This is a genomic window from Bradyrhizobium sp. GW821-FHT13H05, assembly GCF_058804065.1.
On sequence record NZ_JBXAPO010000011.1, the window covers coordinates 1 to 15339 of the forward strand.

The 15339-nt window shown below is 64.2% G+C and carries 11 protein-coding genes and 1 tRNA gene; all 12 read left to right on the top strand.

Features of this window, described 5'->3' with window-relative positions; all coding sequences use genetic code 11:
• The first annotated feature begins 242 nt into the window (after positions 1 to 242).
• The 12 genes from AC1RR3_RS27355 to AC1RR3_RS27410 all read left to right on the top strand — a co-directional run bounded on the left by AC1RR3_RS27355 (position 243) and on the right by AC1RR3_RS27410 (position 15266).
• A complete protein-coding gene (locus AC1RR3_RS27355; RefSeq protein WP_492826469.1) occupies positions 243 to 2576 on the top strand; it encodes an acetamidase/formamidase family protein in 2334 nt (777 codons plus the stop codon).
• Positions 2577 to 2590: 14 nt separating this feature from the next.
• The gene (locus AC1RR3_RS27360) at positions 2591 to 2974 is read left to right on the top strand and encodes a RidA family protein (RefSeq protein WP_492826471.1); all 384 of its coding nucleotides are present in this window, start codon (positions 2591 to 2593) and stop codon (positions 2972 to 2974) included.
• 1050 nt (positions 2975 to 4024) lie between these two features.
• A complete protein-coding gene (locus AC1RR3_RS27365) occupies positions 4025 to 5188 on the top strand; it encodes a PspA/IM30 family protein (protein ID WP_492826473.1) in 1164 nt (387 codons plus the stop codon).
• A gap of 10 nt (positions 5189 to 5198) precedes the next feature.
• Positions 5199 to 5858 (top strand): OB-fold-containig protein, encoded by a 660-nt coding sequence (locus AC1RR3_RS27370; protein ID WP_492826475.1) that lies wholly within the window; start codon positions 5199 to 5201, stop codon positions 5856 to 5858.
• A 28-nt stretch (positions 5859 to 5886) separates the two neighbouring features.
• Positions 5887 to 7590: a flotillin family protein gene (locus AC1RR3_RS27375; protein ID WP_492826477.1), complete on the top strand. Its 1704-nt coding sequence runs from the start codon at positions 5887 to 5889 to the stop codon at positions 7588 to 7590.
• 209 nt (positions 7591 to 7799) lie between these two features.
• Positions 7800 to 8168 carry a hypothetical protein gene (locus AC1RR3_RS27380; protein WP_492826479.1) on the top strand — a complete coding sequence of 123 codons (369 nt, stop codon included), beginning with the start codon at positions 7800 to 7802 and terminating at the stop codon, positions 8166 to 8168.
• A 134-nt stretch (positions 8169 to 8302) separates the two neighbouring features.
• Positions 8303 to 8377, top strand: a tRNA-Asn gene (locus AC1RR3_RS27385).
• A 233-nt stretch (positions 8378 to 8610) separates the two neighbouring features.
• On the top strand, positions 8611 to 8790 hold the full coding sequence (locus tag AC1RR3_RS27390; RefSeq protein ID WP_492826481.1) for a hypothetical protein: 180 nt from the start codon (positions 8611 to 8613) through the stop codon (positions 8788 to 8790).
• Positions 8791 to 8926: 136 nt separating this feature from the next.
• A complete protein-coding gene (locus AC1RR3_RS27395; RefSeq protein WP_492826483.1) occupies positions 8927 to 9589 on the top strand; it encodes a protein-L-isoaspartate O-methyltransferase family protein in 663 nt (220 codons plus the stop codon).
• A 205-nt stretch (positions 9590 to 9794) separates the two neighbouring features.
• Positions 9795 to 11186: a TolC family outer membrane protein gene (locus tag AC1RR3_RS27400; protein ID WP_492826485.1), complete on the top strand. Its 1392-nt coding sequence runs from the start codon at positions 9795 to 9797 to the stop codon at positions 11184 to 11186.
• A gap of 306 nt (positions 11187 to 11492) precedes the next feature.
• Complete coding sequence (locus AC1RR3_RS27405) at positions 11493 to 12260, top strand: PopZ family protein (protein ID WP_492826487.1); 768 nt, start codon at positions 11493 to 11495, stop codon at positions 12258 to 12260.
• A 129-nt stretch (positions 12261 to 12389) separates the two neighbouring features.
• Complete coding sequence (locus AC1RR3_RS27410; RefSeq protein ID WP_492826489.1) at positions 12390 to 15266, top strand: valine--tRNA ligase; 2877 nt, start codon at positions 12390 to 12392, stop codon at positions 15264 to 15266.
• Positions 15267 to 15339 lie beyond the last annotated feature (73 nt).

The window sequence follows — 15339 nt, forward strand, 5'->3', positions numbered from 1 at the left end:
GCGACGCGCGCCATCAAATTGCGCCGTAGCGAGCGCGGCTTGGATGGAAGGCCGGGGGGCCCGTTACCCCATCTACGCAGCGTGCTTGATGCAGACATCGGGGTCTAACACTCTGAAGGAAAGTCCATTTCCCGGATGAACGCGTGACCACCGAACCTCACTTGCGGCCCGTCGCCGCGACGGATGACCGCGTTCGTCTGGCACAGAGGTTGCTTCGATCAACTGCAATCTGGGTTGATCCGATGAGCTTCCGGCCGTTCACGAGCGAGTCCTACGCGCAAGACGACCGCCCCGAAGCCTGGCGGGACGTGTTGGCTGCGGTGGGCCTGCAACCGGCGACCGGCCATCCCTTCCTTGACGGACATGCAACCGCATCGCATCGCCATGCCGCGGGCGTCGCGCTGACGCGCATGGCCGCGGGCGCGCAGACCATCGGTCCGCTCTCGCAATCCAGCGAAGATATTCCGATCGCCCTGATGCCAATCGAGGACGGCATGGTGCTGAAGAGCGCCGGCGGCCACCGCATCGTTCCGGTCGGCCATCTCGTGCTGCTGCCGCGGAGCGGGGACTGGAGCATCGTGTTCCAGCGTGACATGCGCGCCGTCGTGCTGTCGGTGACGTCGGAAGCTCTGCACGGACGCCTCTCGGGCAGGCCGCGGCTCGGCGAGCCCCGCGTTGTTCCACCCAGCGGTTTTGCCGATGTGTTCTCGCGCCTGCTGGACGCCACCGCGCGCACGCTCGATACGTTGAGCGATGCCGAATGGAATTCGGTCGCGCAGTCGCTGGTCGATCTGCTCCTGACACTCGCGCATCAATTGGCGGCCTCGACATCCGATGCCGGATCGAGTGCGACGCAAGCCGCGCTGCTGCACCGAATCTGCCAGACCATCGAGCGCCGCCTCGACGATCCCGAACTGGTGCCCGCGCGCGTTGCGCAGGCGGAAGGGATTTCCGAGCGCTATCTGCAAAAACTGTTCGAGACGGTCGGCGACAACTTTACTCACTACGTCCGCGAACGGCGGCTCCAGCGCGCCTGGGCTGATCTCTCCAACCCGACCGAAGCGCATCGCTCGATCTCGGAAATTGCCTACGCTTACGGCTTTGGCGATTCCGCCCATTTCAGCCGCGCCTTCCGCCACCGCTTCGGCCTGCCGCCGCGCGAGTTTCGCCAGCAGGAGGCGGAACGGGCGACGACGCAGCACGGGATCACCGGTCAGCGCGGCTGGCCGCAGGAGGCGCTGGCTCAGCTTCGCGTGCATCAGGCGGGCGTGGAGGCGCGCAGCAATGTCTCCCGTACTGACGCCGATGAGCCGAGCACGGCCGAACGCAGGCACCATCATCTTCCGATCGAGGCCAACCGTGTTCACTGGGGCTATTTCAGCCGCTCGTTACAGCCACAGCTCGAGATCACCTCGGGCGATACCATCACCATCGAAACGCTGACGCAGCATGCCTCCGACGACCCCGAACTGATGATCGCCGGCGATGCGGCCGCCGAAAGCGTGTTCGGCTGGACCAAGGCGAGAAAGAACGTGGATCGCCGCGGCGCCGGCCCGATGGATGCCAGCGTATTTGGTCGCGGCGCCGGCGAAGGCTTTGGCGTGCACATCTGCACGGGACCCGTGGCAGTGAAGGATGCCCAGCCTGGCGACGTGCTGGAAGTGCGGATCCTCGACATCGTGCCGCGCGCGAGCCGTCATCCGAAACATGCAGGCCGCGTGTTCGGCTCCTCTGTCGCGGCCTGGTGGGGCTATCATTACGATGAGTTTCTGTCGGGGCCGAAGCCACGCGAGGTCGTGACGATCTACGAAATCTTCGACGACGCCGATGCGCCGCACGCCCGCGCGCTCTATTCCTATCGCTGGGAGCCGCAAACCGATCCGTTCGGTGTCGTGCACCCCACTTACGACTATCCCGGCATTCCTGTCTTGCCCGGCGCGGTGAAGCGCCGCCACGCCGTGCTCGACGGCATCCGCATTCCCTTGCGTCCGCATTTCGGCGTGATTGCGGTGGCGCCGCGCGAGGTCGATTTCATCGACTCCGTGCCGCCATCCTATTTCGGCGGCAATCTCGACAATTGGCGGCTGGGGAAGGGGGCGACCGTCTATCTTCCGGTCTCGGTGCCCGGCGCGTTGCTGTCGGTCGGCGATCCCCACGCCACGCAAGGCGATGGCGAATTGAGCGGCACCGCGATCGAATGTTCGATGACGGGGACGTTCGAGGTCATCCTGCACAAGAAGGCGGACCTCGCCGGGCAGCCGTTTGCCGATCTCTCCTATCCCCTGATCGAGACCGCGACCGACTGGGTGCTGACCGGCTTCAGCCATCCCAACTACCTCGCCGAGTTTGGCGCACAGGGCCAGAGCGAGGTCTACGCAAAGTCTTCGCTCGACCTGGCCATGAAGGACGCCTTCCGCAAGATGCGGCGCTTTCTGATGAACGTGAAGGGCCTTAGCGAAGACGAGGCGATCGCACTGATGTCGGCCGCCGTCGATTTCGGCGTCACGCAGGTGGTTGACGGCAATTGGGGCGTCCACGCCATCCTCAGCAAGCGTCTGTTTCAGGACGCGACTTAACAAGGACAGATTTCGTGAAATTCCACATGATCAGCGGCGGACCGAAGCCGGTCGCGCCCTTCAGCCACGCCGTCGAAACCGATGGCTTCATCTTCGTCACCGGCCAGATGCCGGACACGCCGCAAACCCCAGGCGTGCTGCCCGACGGCATCGTCGCGCAGACGCGGGCCGTGATGGAGAATCTGAAGGTGGTTCTCGCCGGCCTCGATCTCAGCCTCGAGCACGTCGTGATGACGCGGATCTATCTGACACGCTTCAAGGAAGACTACGCGACGATGAACGAGACCTACCGCACGTTCTTTCCGCCCGATCGCCTGCCGGCCCGCACCTGTGTCGGTGTCACCGGGCTTGCCTATGATGCGCTGATCGAGATCGACTTGGTGTGCCGGCGGCCGTGAGGCGATAGCCCGTTGCCCGGATGGAGCGAAGCGCAATCCGGGGCCTCTTTTCCACGGGCACGATTCCCGGATTACGCTTCGCTCCATCCGGGCTACGAGACCTTGTGTTGCCTGTCGGGCAAAACACACAAATAACGGGTCAATCCGCGCACGCGAAAATATTCCACTTTACCGAAATTCGGCTTTGGCGTATTCATGCGCCACCTCACCCCTGTCAGAGGGGCGTATCGCGATCGTCACGAACGCGGGGTGAGCTGCGGTGGACGTGAGTTGCATCGGCGCGAAGGGTTTCGCAGGGCGGGCAACCGTGAGCGAAGGACGTCGCGCACACGACCGGTGTGATCTGCGTACGGCAAAACCGTGTCGTCCTGGCGCCCGGGGTGGTGCGCCAAGTCTTGCAGTGATGTGGCGGCCCGACCGGGCACGCGCATCAGCCATCGGCAAGGCGACGGGGGCAATAGTGCAACGCTCCCCGGGGAGAGCTCGGCATAAGCCGTCAAACCACTGCGCAGGGAAGGCCGGATGTTTGGCTTCACCTGTATGCCGCTGTGCAGCTTTTCCAAGCACACGTTTCGCACAGTGGACCGTGGGTGCCCGGCCGGCACCCGGTCTTCCCTGCGCCCTCTGACATCGGAGGGTGTCGCGATGAAGCAAAGCTCGGGCGAACCACGCCGCGAGGATGCATAGGTGCGTCTGCGCGTCGAGATTCGAATTGACGAAGAGCGGCGTTGCCGCACACTCCGTCATTGCGAGCGCAGCGAAGCAATCCAGAATCCCTCGACGGAAAGACTCTGGATTGCTTCGTCGCAAGAGCTCCTCGCAATGACGTGGAGAGAGCGGTGTGTCGCAAATTGAATGTCGTGCGATCGCTCGCACTTTGACCTCAAATTGCCCCCCCGCGCGTGCAAGAAGTCTTGATCGGCGGTGATCCAGAGGTGATCACCCGGCTTGAACGCGGCCCCCCGCGCCAACGACTAACCTCCAGAGTGCATAAGGATCAGTGGAACGTGATCGTACCTCCTCTTCCTAAAGCACCAAAATGGTGCTTTAGTGCTTTCCATGAGCCAGTCGCCCCGAAACGCGCAGTCCGCGCTGCGTTACAGGCTTGCCCCTGACCCGGCCGCCAAGGCCGCCATGGAGGCGACGTTCAGGGCCTATGACCGTATGATGGAGATCCTGGACGAGGTCGCGCGGAGCCATAACGTCGGTTCCAACGTCGTCCTGCTGCACGCCCATGCCTATGATCCCATCCGGAAAGAAACCGCGCTGCCGTCGCGCCTGGTGACGCTGGGCCTGCGCGACCGCGCCGATTATCGCGCAGCGCAGGGCCGCCGCCTGCCGCTCGACGACAAGCTCGCCAAGATCAAGGGCCCCGCCACCATTTCGATTTCCACCGTGCAGGGGCGCTTCAGCGTGCCCTTCGACTATGTCGGTTACGCCGAGGGCTGGGGACAGAGCGCGCCCGCGCACCTGATCCGAACCGACGACGGTTTCGAAGTTCACTACGGCGTCACGCCGAACAGTCTGCCAGAGGAGGAGAACGCCATGGATACCATCGCTGCCGCCCCCGACAACTTCCTGTCCCGGGTCGGGCGCCTGATCGCCGGGATCGCCTATGATGCGATCGAGCAGGCGGAGGGCAACAACAAGCTCGGGGTGGTCGGACAGGCCATCCGTGAGATCGAACGCGCCGAGGCGGAGGCGCGCGATGCGCTCGCGTCCGCGCGGGCCGAGGAGTACCGGCTCAATGCCAGGCGTAGCGAGATCGAGCGCGAGATGACCGATCTCGCCGCCAAGATCGAGGGCGCGGTCACCGACGGGCGCGACGATCTCGCCCGCGCCGGCATCGCACGACAGATGGATCTGGAGGCGCAGTTCGAGGTGCTCTCCCGCGCCATCGACGAGAACAACGAGAAGATCGAACAGTGCGTCACCTCGCTGCGCGCCGTGCTGTCGGCATTGCAGGATGCCGAGCAGCGCCGCGCTGATCTTGCAAAGAGCGAAGCAGCCGCAAGCCATCAGGCCTCGACGTCGCCCCGGAAACAGGGTGGCGCCTCGGCGGCGGCGAAGGCGTTGCGTGCGGGCAGGGTGGTGGCGCGCGCCACCGGCGTTCCCGCAGCGATTCCGTATTCCAGCGACATCGACGAGCTCAGCACGTTGCATCGCGACAAGGAGATTGCAGCGAGGTTGGCTCGGTTGAAGTCGCGCTCCTGAGTCGTGTGTCATGAGCGCATTGCTCGAACACGTCTTGTCGCCGGAGGTCAGGCCGTTCGCGATCGCGGCGGCCATGATCGTCATCGTCGGCTCGATCGAGGTGGTCTCGATGCTGGTCGGGGCCTCGCTGAGCGAGATGCTCGGCACCAACATCGATTTCGGTCATCCCAGCGACAATGGCGTCATCAACGCCATTTCCTGGATCAATGTCGGCGGTGTGCCGCTGCTGATCTTCCTGCTGCTGGTGCTCGGCGCTTTCTCCATCACCGGCTTCCTGATCCAGGACGTCGCGCGGATGGTCGCCGGTCCGTTGCCGGCAGCGCTTGCCTCGGTCGGGGCGGTCGTCGTGTCGGTGCCTTTGGTTCGCGTCGCCAGCAGGACTATCGCGCGGGTCATTCCCAAAGATGAGAGTTACGCCATCGGCCTCGGCGATCTCGTCGGCCGCGTCGGTGAGGTCGTGGTCGGCCCACTCGACCAGGGCCCGCCCGGCCGCGTCAGCGTCGCCGATATCCATGGCAACCGCCATTTCGTCTGGGCGGTTGCCGCGCCGTCATCATCGCCCCTGCCGCAGGGAACCCTCGTCCTCCTGGTCGATCGCGTCGACACGCGCTTCGTGGCGGTCAAGGCCGACGATGAACTCAAACGGTCCAAGCCGACTCTAAGCAGTTAGCCAGCCCAGCTCATTAGCGGAGAAAGTCATGTTCGACATCGCAGTCCCGGCCATGATCGGCGTCGCGCTGATCGTCGTCCTCGGGATCGTCTTCACCATCCTCTACAAGCGCGCCACCCGCGATGAGGCCTTCGTGCGCACCGGCCTCGGCGGCAAGAAGGTCGTGCTCGACGGCGGCGCCATGATCCTGCCGATCTTCCACTCCTATGCCAGCGTCAATCTGAAGACGCTGCGGCTCACCGTCGAGCGCAAGGAGCGGGAATCCCTGATCACCAAGGACCGCCTGCGCGTCGACATCGTCGCCGAGTTCTACGTCCGCGTCCGCCCCGACGATGAAAGCATTGCGCTCGCCAGCCAGACGCTGGGCGCGCTGACGAATGATGCCGAAGCCCTGCGCAACCAGGTCGAGGCAAAATTCGTCGACGGCCTGCGTTCGGTGGCGGCCACCATGTCCATCCTGGAGCTGCAGGAGAAGCGCAGCGATTTCGTCAAGCACGTGCAGGCGACGGTCGAGTCCGACGTCAAGTCGAACGGTCTCGAGCTGGAATCGGTGTCATTGACAAAACTCGACCAGACCGACGTCAAATTCTTCAATCCGGAAAACTTTTTCGATGCCGAAGGTCTGACCCAGCTTAAGACCGTCACCGAGACGCGCCGGCGCGACCGCAACTCGATCGTGCGCGACAACGAGGTGGCGATTGCGCAAAAGGATCTTGAGGCGCGGCAGCAGACGCTGACCATCGAACGCACCAAGAAAGAGGCCGAGCTCTCCCAGGAACGCGACATCGCCAACAAGACCGCGAGCACCCGCGCTGAGGTTGCAACGGCGACCCAGACCGCGCGCCTGACCGAGGAGAACGCCCGCATCGATACCGACCGCGCGGTTGCCGAGAAGGAGGCGGGCGCAAAGCAGGTCAAGGAAACCGCGGTGATCGAGTCGGATCTCGCCATCAACAAGCGCAAGACCGACGCGCAGCGCGAGATCCAGATCGCCACGCAGGAGAACGAGATCCAGATCGCCTCCAAGAGCAAGCAGACCTCGGAAGCCGTCGCCGAAGCCAAGACCGCCGAGGCACTCGCCGTTTCCGCGGAGGAAAAGGTCGTGACGGCGCGTGCCGTCGAGGTCGCCGATCGTGCCCGTCTCACCCAGGTGCTCGCCGCGCGCACCGAGGCCGAGCGCAAATCGACCGAGGTGATCGTGGCGGCCGAAGCCGAGAAGAAGGCGGCGCTCGACCGCGCCGAGGCCACCAAGACGCTGGCGACGGCGGAAGCCGAGTCCAACAAGATCAAGGCCGTCGGTGTCAGGAATATCGGCGAGGCCGAGGCCGCAATCATCACGCTCAAGAACGAGGCGCAGAACAAGCTCGGCGCCAACGTCATCGATTTCGAGCTCGCCAAGAAGCGGATCGAGACCATGCCCTCGGCGTTGGCCGAGATGGTCAAGCCGATCGGAAACCTCAAGGACGTTCGCATCCTGCACACCGGCGGTGCGTTCGGCGGTAATGGCGCCGGCGGCGGCAATGTCGGCTTCGGCGAGGGGCTCGCCGGCGAGCTGCTCAAGGTGCATGCGCTGCGTCCGATGATCGACGAGATCCTGCGCCAGAGCGGTTTTGCGCCGGGCGATGATCCGGTGAAGGCGCTGGTCGGCGCCGTCACCGGAAAGGCCAACGGCGCGGCGGTCCCGCCGGCAGCCGTGCCCGCGCCGGAGAAAACAAACTCCGCCGATCTATGAATGCCGGTTCATTGCTGCGGAGAATTCGAATCGATAAGAAATCCCCGTGCGCGTCTCGCGTCGCGCACAACTCCGGAGCGACGGTCGATCGCGTGTTGAACCTTTCGATCGTGCTTCGGACGAATCTCTGAGGCAACGCCATTTGTTGCCGCGGCGCCTGCGCCGATCGACGCCAGGCGCCGGAGCCTCTTTCGATCGGGGATTTTCAAATGAAGTATTTTCTCTCCGGACTACTCGCGATCGGTCTAGCGATCGCCGCAGCGCCGTCCTTCGCGGCCGACGCCCGCAACGTCAACGTCGTCAACGAAACCGGCTATGCCATCAAATTCCTGGGCTTCAATGCTCCGGACGATGGCCTCGACGAGTGGGACAACGAGCTCGACAAGGTTTTGCAGAACCAGGCGACCACCTATGTCGAGTTCGACGAGGACGACGAGGGCTGCGTCTGGAACATCCGCGTCGACTGGCAGAACTACGACGAGTCCGTGCTGTGGAAGAACGTCAACCTCTGCAAGATCACCGCGCTGCGGCTGCGCTACGATCCCGGCACCAAGACCACGTCCTTCATCGCCGAATAATTTTGGCGCTCACGGCCGGAGGAGGGGCCGCAGGGCCCTTCCTCAGATGCGTTGCGGAAGATGACGAATTCGTCCTTTGCAAGCGCAAGCGGCTTTGTTATACGCAGCCGCGCGCGAACGAACGGTTCGCCTTTTCCTCGGTAGCTCAGCGGTAGAGCATCCGACTGTTAATCGGATGGTCGCTGGTTCGAATCCAGCCCGGGGAGCCAAATTTCACCGTAAATTCAGTGGCTTGCAGGCGCGTCCTGATGTGACGTGCGATGTCGTTTGAGCAGGCTCTCAACCCCACTCCGCTCAATCCACCGCAGAATCGCATTCAAGCAGCAGAATCGCATTCAAGCAGATGTGTACGAGCGCGGCTTCGCCCCCGGGCGGACGGCACCAAATCGACTTAATTCAAATTGAGCTTCGCAACTGCCGGATTTTTACGGAGCTGATTCCAATGCCCCACATCCAGATCGACCGTGCCCAGCTGGCTCCCTCGATTCTGCCGGCCGACGTTCCCGAGCTTAGCGACGACGAATGCCTCGCCTGCCTGAAGCGTGCGGTCGAGACGCCCGATTCGGCGCGGCTGGACGAGGTCGCGGCCCTGATCGGCCGCCTTGCGGTGACGATCGAATAGTCCTTCCCCTCGATGCGGTGAGTTGCGAATGCGTTGGCCTGCAGAGGCCAACGGCCATGTTGCGTTTTGGCCGGGCATGTTCCAAAGATGCCGCCAACTTATCGCAGCGGCATCGTCCGCATTTCAGGGTCCGCCAATGTCCGGTTTCTCGACCGCGCGCCTCAAAATGGTCGATGGCCAGGTGCGCACCAATGACGTCACCGATCGCCGTATTCTCGACGCCATGCTCAGTATTCCGCGCGAGGCCTTCGTGCCGGCCAGCCGGCAGGCCTTGGCCTATCTCGACCTCGATCTCGATGTCAGCGAGGGCGGCGCCAAGCGGTTCCTGATCAAGCCGCAGCTGACCGGCAAGCTGCTTCAGGCCGCCGAAATCGGCGAGGGCGACAGCGTGCTGGTGGTCGGCTGCGCTACGGGGTACCTCGCCGCGCTGGCCGCGAAGATCGCGCGCCAGGTCACCGCGACGGAATGTGATTCGGCCCTGGTCGCGAAGGCCAAGGACGCCTTCGCCAGCCTCGGGCTCACCAACGTCACCTGCAAGGCCGCTGCCTGCACCGCGGGCGATGCATCTGCCGCGCCCTATGACGTGATCATCCTCAATGGCGCTACCGAGTTGACGCCGGAGGGGCTGCTCGGGCAGCTCAAGGACGGCGGGCGCCTGGTGGGGGTATCTGCCGAATCCAGGCCGCCGCGGGCCATGATCGTGACCCACACCCATGGCGAATTCGGCCATCGGGCGCTGTTCGATGCCGCTGCCCCGGTGCTTCCCGGGCTGGAACGGGCCGCCGCCTTCGTCTTCTGACGGCCCAAAGCCTGTTAAAATCCCGTTCTGAATCAGAAGTGTGGCCGGGATGCTGCACGTGAAGAGTTTCCACCGGGAACTACTCTCAGGTAGTTCCGTCGCGCTTGACCGCGTCCTATGTTGCGGCGGGGCAACGACTCCAGTGGTAGACGGTAACCCAGCTCGCGGGCACGAGCCGGGCGCTAGAATGAACGGAATTTTTGGGATGCATGGGGTGAAGCTCTTCACCGGAGCTGCGGTTTCGGTCCTGTTGCTGGCGCTTGCGGGGCCTACGCCTGCCTTGGCGGATACGATCGAGGCCGCCTTGGTGCGCGCCTATCAGAACAATCCGCAGCTCAACGCGCAGCGAGCACAGGTGCGCTCGACCGACGAGAACGTGCCGCAGGCGCTGTCGGGCTATCGCCCCAAGGTCAATGTGACCCTCAGCTCCGGGTCTCAGTATCAGGATATCCAACAGGCACAGAAGGGCCTGCCGATCCATAGCGACCCGCCGCTTAACCCCAACAGCGCCAGCCTGACCATCAACCAGACGCTCTACAACGGCAATCAGACCGCCAACAGAACGCGCGTGGCTGAGAGCCAGGTCTCCGGATCCCGCGAGGCGCTGCGCGTGCTCGAGCAGACGGTCCTGCTGCAGGCTGCCACGAGCTACATGGATTACCTGCGTGATGCGGCGACGCTCGAAGTTCAGCGCAGCAACGTGCGCGTTCTCGAGCAGACGCTGAAGCAAACGCGCGATCGTTTCAATGTCGGCGAAGTCACCCGCACGGACGTGGCGCAATCCGAAGCCCAGCTCGCTGCCGGCAGGACGCAGGCGCTGACCGCCGAATCGAATCTCACCACGACGCGGGCGAACTTCCGCCGGATCATCGGCAACGAGCCGACGAATCTTGCCCCGGGCTCGCCGGTCGATCGTTTCCTGCCCGGGACGATCGCATCCGCCGTCAATCTCAGCCTGGTGGAGAACCCCAACGTCACGGCTTCGATGTACGGCATCGACGTCAACTATCTCCAGGTCAAGATCAACGAAGGCGCGCTGCTGCCGACGGTCACGGTCCAGGCCGGCATCACCCAGGCGTACCAGCAGAGCCTGACGGTCTTCCGGACGACGACCGCTTCCGCCATCGCGACCGCCTCCGTGCCGATCTATCAGGGCGGCGCTGAATATGCGCTGATCCGCCAATCGAAAGAGAACCTGGCGCAACAGCGCCTGAATCTCGAAACCACCCGCGATCAGACCCGCGCCAACGTGGTGCAGGCCTGGGGCCAGCTGGAAGCCGGCAAGGCGCAGGTGCAGTCCGCACAGGCACAGGTCACGGCCTCCGAGATCGCGCTGAACGGTGTGCGCGAAGAGGCCAAGGCCGGACAGCGCACCACCCTCGACGTGCTCAACGCCCAGCAGGCGCTGGTCAACGCCCGCGTTGCTCTGGTGACCGCGCAGCATGATCGCGTGGTTGCGTCCTATTCGGTGCTCAACGCAGTTGGCCGTCTCGCACCGCAGGTGCTCGGTCTCAACACCACGGTCTACGATCCCAGCGTGCACTACCAGCAGATCCGCGACAGCTGGGCCGGCGTGCGCACGCCTGACGGGCGCTGAAGTCCCGTAGTCAACCGGTCGGCCTCGCAAACAGCCGAGGCTGACCGGTGCTTTGCTTGCAATCGTCAAAATCCCTGACATAGCCTTGCCAAGAAGATGCGGGTCGATTCGCCCTGCATCCGATGTCGTGTGCGTAAAGCTTGAGTGCCGAGGGCAGGGGCGCACCGCCGCACGTTGAGCCGTGATCTGGGGACAAGTCGGGCTGCCGCGGCGAAAATGTCGGGGCGTCCGTTGCGGAACCGGCCAATCCTGTCGTGCTTGGTGTAAAACAACGCATGCGAGGGCGTTGATGATGTGGAGTCGGAGATGACGCAGCCTGCAAAGGTCACAGAACCCTCGATGGAGGAGATTCTGGCCTCGATCCGGCGCATCATTGCCGACGATGAGGCCAAGCCGCCGCCGGCCGAGGCCGCAAAGCCCGCGCCAGCGCCCGCCGCGCCTGCACCAAAGCCACAGGCGATGAACGACATCCCGCCCTCCAAGGTTGCTGCCGCCAAGCCTGCCGCCGAGAAGCCCGCACCGCCGCCGGCTGCAAAGCCGGCTCCAGCGCCACCGGCGCCTGCGGCGGATGCATCCAATAATCAGGACGATATCGACGCGCTGCTGGCCGGGCTCGACGCTGCCACGCCTGCACCGGAGGTCCGTGCGCCTGAGCCGGAGCCCGAGCCTGAACCCGATGTGCTCGAATTGACCGACGAGATGGCGGTCGACCCGACGCCGGCTCCTCCGCCGCCGAGCTTCCGCAGGGTCGAGCCGCGCGACGATCTCGAATTCGCCGAATCGCCGCCGCCGCGCCCGGCGCCGCCGCCGCCGTCTTACGCGCCGGTGGACTTCGATGACCCGCCGCTGCCGCCGCAGCAGCCGATCCTGGCGCAGACGACGGTCTCCGCCGTCGAATCCGCCTTTAACTCCCTGGCCCATACGGTGCTCAGCAGCAACGCGCGGACGCTGGAGGATCTGGTCAAGGAGATGCTGCGCCCGATGCTGAAATCCTGGCTCGACGACAATTTGCCGGGTCTGGTTGAACGCATCGTGAAGGCCGAAATCGAGCGGGTCTCGCGCGGCGGCAGGTAGAGCGGGCCACTGAGCCCTCATAAAGCCCTGCTTGTGCGTCACATTCGGTCTGCCAACCGGGCCGGAAAGCCCGTTTGCCGCTGACCTTTTCGTTGACTTGCCCCCCGCGCGCGGCTTTCTAGCGACCCCATGATCGAGAAAAATTACCAGCCCGCCGATATCGAAGCCCGCATGTCCGTCGTGTGGGAGGACAGCCTTGCCTTCAAGGCCGGCCGCCCCGACCGCCGCGACGCGGTGCCCTTTACCATTGTGATCCCGCCGCCGAACGTGACGGGCTCGCTGCATATGGGCCACGCCCTCAACAACACGCTCCAGGATATCCTGTGCCGGTTCGAGCGGATGCGCGGCCGCGACGTGCTGTGGCAACCCGGCACCGACCATGCCGGCATCGCCACCCAGATGGTGGTCGAGCGGCAGCTGATGGAGCGCCAGCAGCCCGGCCGCCGCGAGATGGGCCGCGAGAAGTTCCTGGAGCGGGTCTGGCAGTGGAAAGCCGAGAGCGGCGACACCATCATCAACCAGCTCAAGCGCCTCGGCGCGTCCTGCGACTGGTCACGCGAGCGCTTCACTATGGACGAGGGCCTCTCGAAGGCCGTCGTCAAGGTGTTCGTCGAGCTGCACCGCGACGGCCTGATCTACAAGGACAAGCGGCTGGTCAACTGGGACACCAAGCTGCTCACCGCAATCTCCGATCTCGAAGTGCAGCAGACCGAGGTCAAGGGCAACCTCTGGTATCTGCGCTATCCGATCGAGGGCAAGATTTTCAACCCTGAGGATGCCTCGACCTTTATCGTCGTCGCCACCACGCGGCCCGAGACCATGCTCGGTGATACCGGCGTGGCCGTGCATCCCGAGGACGAGCGCTATCAGAAGCTGGTCGGCAAGAACGTCGTCCTGCCGCTGGTCGGCCGCAAGATCAAGATCGTCGCCGACGAGTATTCCGATCCGGAGAAGGGCTCGGGCGCGGTCAAGGTGACGCCGGCGCACGACTTCAACGACTTCGAGGTCGGCAATCGCCATGGCCTGCGCCGCATCAGCGTGCTCGACAAGGAAGGCTGCCTCGATCTCGTCGACAACGAGGATTACCTGCGAGGCCTGCCCGAAGGCGCCTCGCAATTCGCCGAGGAGTTCAACAAGGTCGACCGCTTCGCGGCGCGCAAGCGCATCGTCGAGCGGCTGGAATCGTTCGGCTTCGTCGAGCGGATCGAGCCGCATACCCACATGGTGCCCCATGGCGACCGCTCCAACAGCGTGATCGAGCCGTACCTGACCGACCAGTGGTACGTCGACGCCAAGACGCTGGCAAAACCCGCGATCGCAGCGGTGCGTTCGGGCGAAACGACCTTCGTGCCGAAGAACTGGGAAAAGACCTATTTCGAGTGGATGGAGAACATCCAGCCGTGGTGCATCTCGCGCCAGCTCTGGTGGGGCCATCAGATCCCGGCCTGGTATGGTCCGGATGGCAAGGTGTTCGTCGCCGAGACCGAGGAAGAGGCTGTCAGCCACGCGCTCGGCTATTACGTCGAGCAGGAGGTCATCACGGCCGAGCAGGGCCGCGAGATGGCGCTCGACCGCAACAAGCGCGAATGCTTCATCACGCGTGACGAGGACGTGCTCGATACCTGGTTCTCCTCGGCACTGTGGCCGTTCTCGACGCTCGGCTGGCCCGAAGATGCGCCGGAGGTGAAGCGCTATTATCCGACCAATGTGCTGGTCACAGGCTGGGACATCATCTTCTTCTGGGTCGCCCGCATGATGATGATGGGCCTTCACTTCATGAAGGAGGCGCCGTTCTCGACGGTCTACATCCACCGCCTCGTCCGTGACGAGAAGGGCGCGAAGATGTCGAAGTCGAAAGGCAACGTCATCGATCCGCTCAACCTGATCGACGAGTACGGTGCCGACGCTCTTCGCTTCGCACTGGCACGCGAGGCAGCGCACACGCATGATATCAAGCTGTCGTCGCAGCTGGTCGAGATCAATCGCAATTTCGCGACCAAGCTGTGGAATTCCTGCCGCTTCGCCGAGATGAACGACTGCGTCGTTCCGGAAGGTTTTGAGCCGGCGAAGGCCAAGGAGCCGCTGAATCGCTGGATCGCGCACAAGTCTGCGGAGGCCACGCGCGAGGTGACGGAGGCACTTGAAGCGCATAGCTTCAACGAAGCCGCGAGTGCGATGTATCGGTTCGTCCTGAACATCTATTGTGACTGGTACGTCGAACTCGCAAAACCTGCGCTCCTCGGCGCGGATGGCCCGCTCAAGGCAGAGACCCGCGCCATGGTGGCCTGGGCGCGCGACGAGATCCTGAAGCTGCTGCACCCCTTCATGCCCTTCATCACCGAAGAGCTGTGGGAGGTGACGGCCAAACGCGACGGCCTGCTCGCGCTGGCAGAGTGGCCGCTGAAGTCGTCCGAGCCGACGCCGGAGCAACTGGCGATGCTCGCGGCGGCCGCCGGCCCGACCGATCCGCTGATCTCGCCGGCGCTGATCATGCCGATCTTCGACCATGCCGATTTCAGCGATCCCAAGGCGGAAGCCGAGATTGGCTGGGTGATCGACCTCGTCACCCAGATCCGCTCGGTGCGCGCCGAGATGAACATTGCGCCGGCGACGCTGACCGCACTGGTGCTCGTGGGCGCCTCGGCCGAGACCAGGGAGCGTGCCCCGCGCTGGACTGACGTCGTCAAGCGGATGGCGCGCTTGTCCGAGATCTCCTTCACCGACAGCGCACCCGACGGAGCGGTCCAGCTGCTCGTGCGCGGCGAGGTGGCTGCGTTGCCCCTGAAGGGCATCGTCGATGTTGCCGCCGAGCGCACCCGTCTCGACAAGGAGATCGGCAAGGCGGAGGCCGACATCAAGCGCGCCGAATCCAAGCTCGCGAACGAAAAGTTCGTCGCCAACGCGGCCGAAGAAGTCGTCGAGGAGGAGCGCGAAAAGCGTGAGGCGGCGCTGGCCCGCAAGGCCAAGCTGCTGGAGGCGCTGGAGCGGCTGAAGCAGGCCTCGTAGCCACGCTGTCATTCCGGGGCGATGCGCAGCATCGAACCCGGAATCTCGAGGTTCCGGGTTCGCGTCTTCGACG

What these genes read in the sequence shown, in the direction of transcription:
- AC1RR3_RS27390 (WP_492826481.1), top strand. Translation starts at nt 8,611, where the DNA reads ATGCCCCACATCCAGATCGACCGTGCCCAGCTGGCTCCCTCGATTCTG.
- AC1RR3_RS27405 (WP_492826487.1), top strand. Translation starts at nt 11,493, where the DNA reads ATGACGCAGCCTGCAAAGGTCACAGAACCCTCGATGGAGGAGATTCTG.
- AC1RR3_RS27400 (WP_492826485.1), top strand. Translation starts at nt 9,795, where the DNA reads ATGCATGGGGTGAAGCTCTTCACCGGAGCTGCGGTTTCGGTCCTGTTG.
- AC1RR3_RS27375 (WP_492826477.1), top strand. Translation starts at nt 5,887, where the DNA reads ATGTTCGACATCGCAGTCCCGGCCATGATCGGCGTCGCGCTGATCGTC.
- AC1RR3_RS27355 (WP_492826469.1), top strand. Translation starts at nt 243, where the DNA reads ATGAGCTTCCGGCCGTTCACGAGCGAGTCCTACGCGCAAGACGACCGC.
- AC1RR3_RS27410 (WP_492826489.1), top strand. Translation starts at nt 12,390, where the DNA reads ATGATCGAGAAAAATTACCAGCCCGCCGATATCGAAGCCCGCATGTCC.
- AC1RR3_RS27395 (WP_492826483.1), top strand. Translation starts at nt 8,927, where the DNA reads ATGTCCGGTTTCTCGACCGCGCGCCTCAAAATGGTCGATGGCCAGGTG.
- AC1RR3_RS27380 (WP_492826479.1), top strand. Translation starts at nt 7,800, where the DNA reads ATGAAGTATTTTCTCTCCGGACTACTCGCGATCGGTCTAGCGATCGCC.
- AC1RR3_RS27370 (WP_492826475.1), top strand. Translation starts at nt 5,199, where the DNA reads ATGAGCGCATTGCTCGAACACGTCTTGTCGCCGGAGGTCAGGCCGTTC.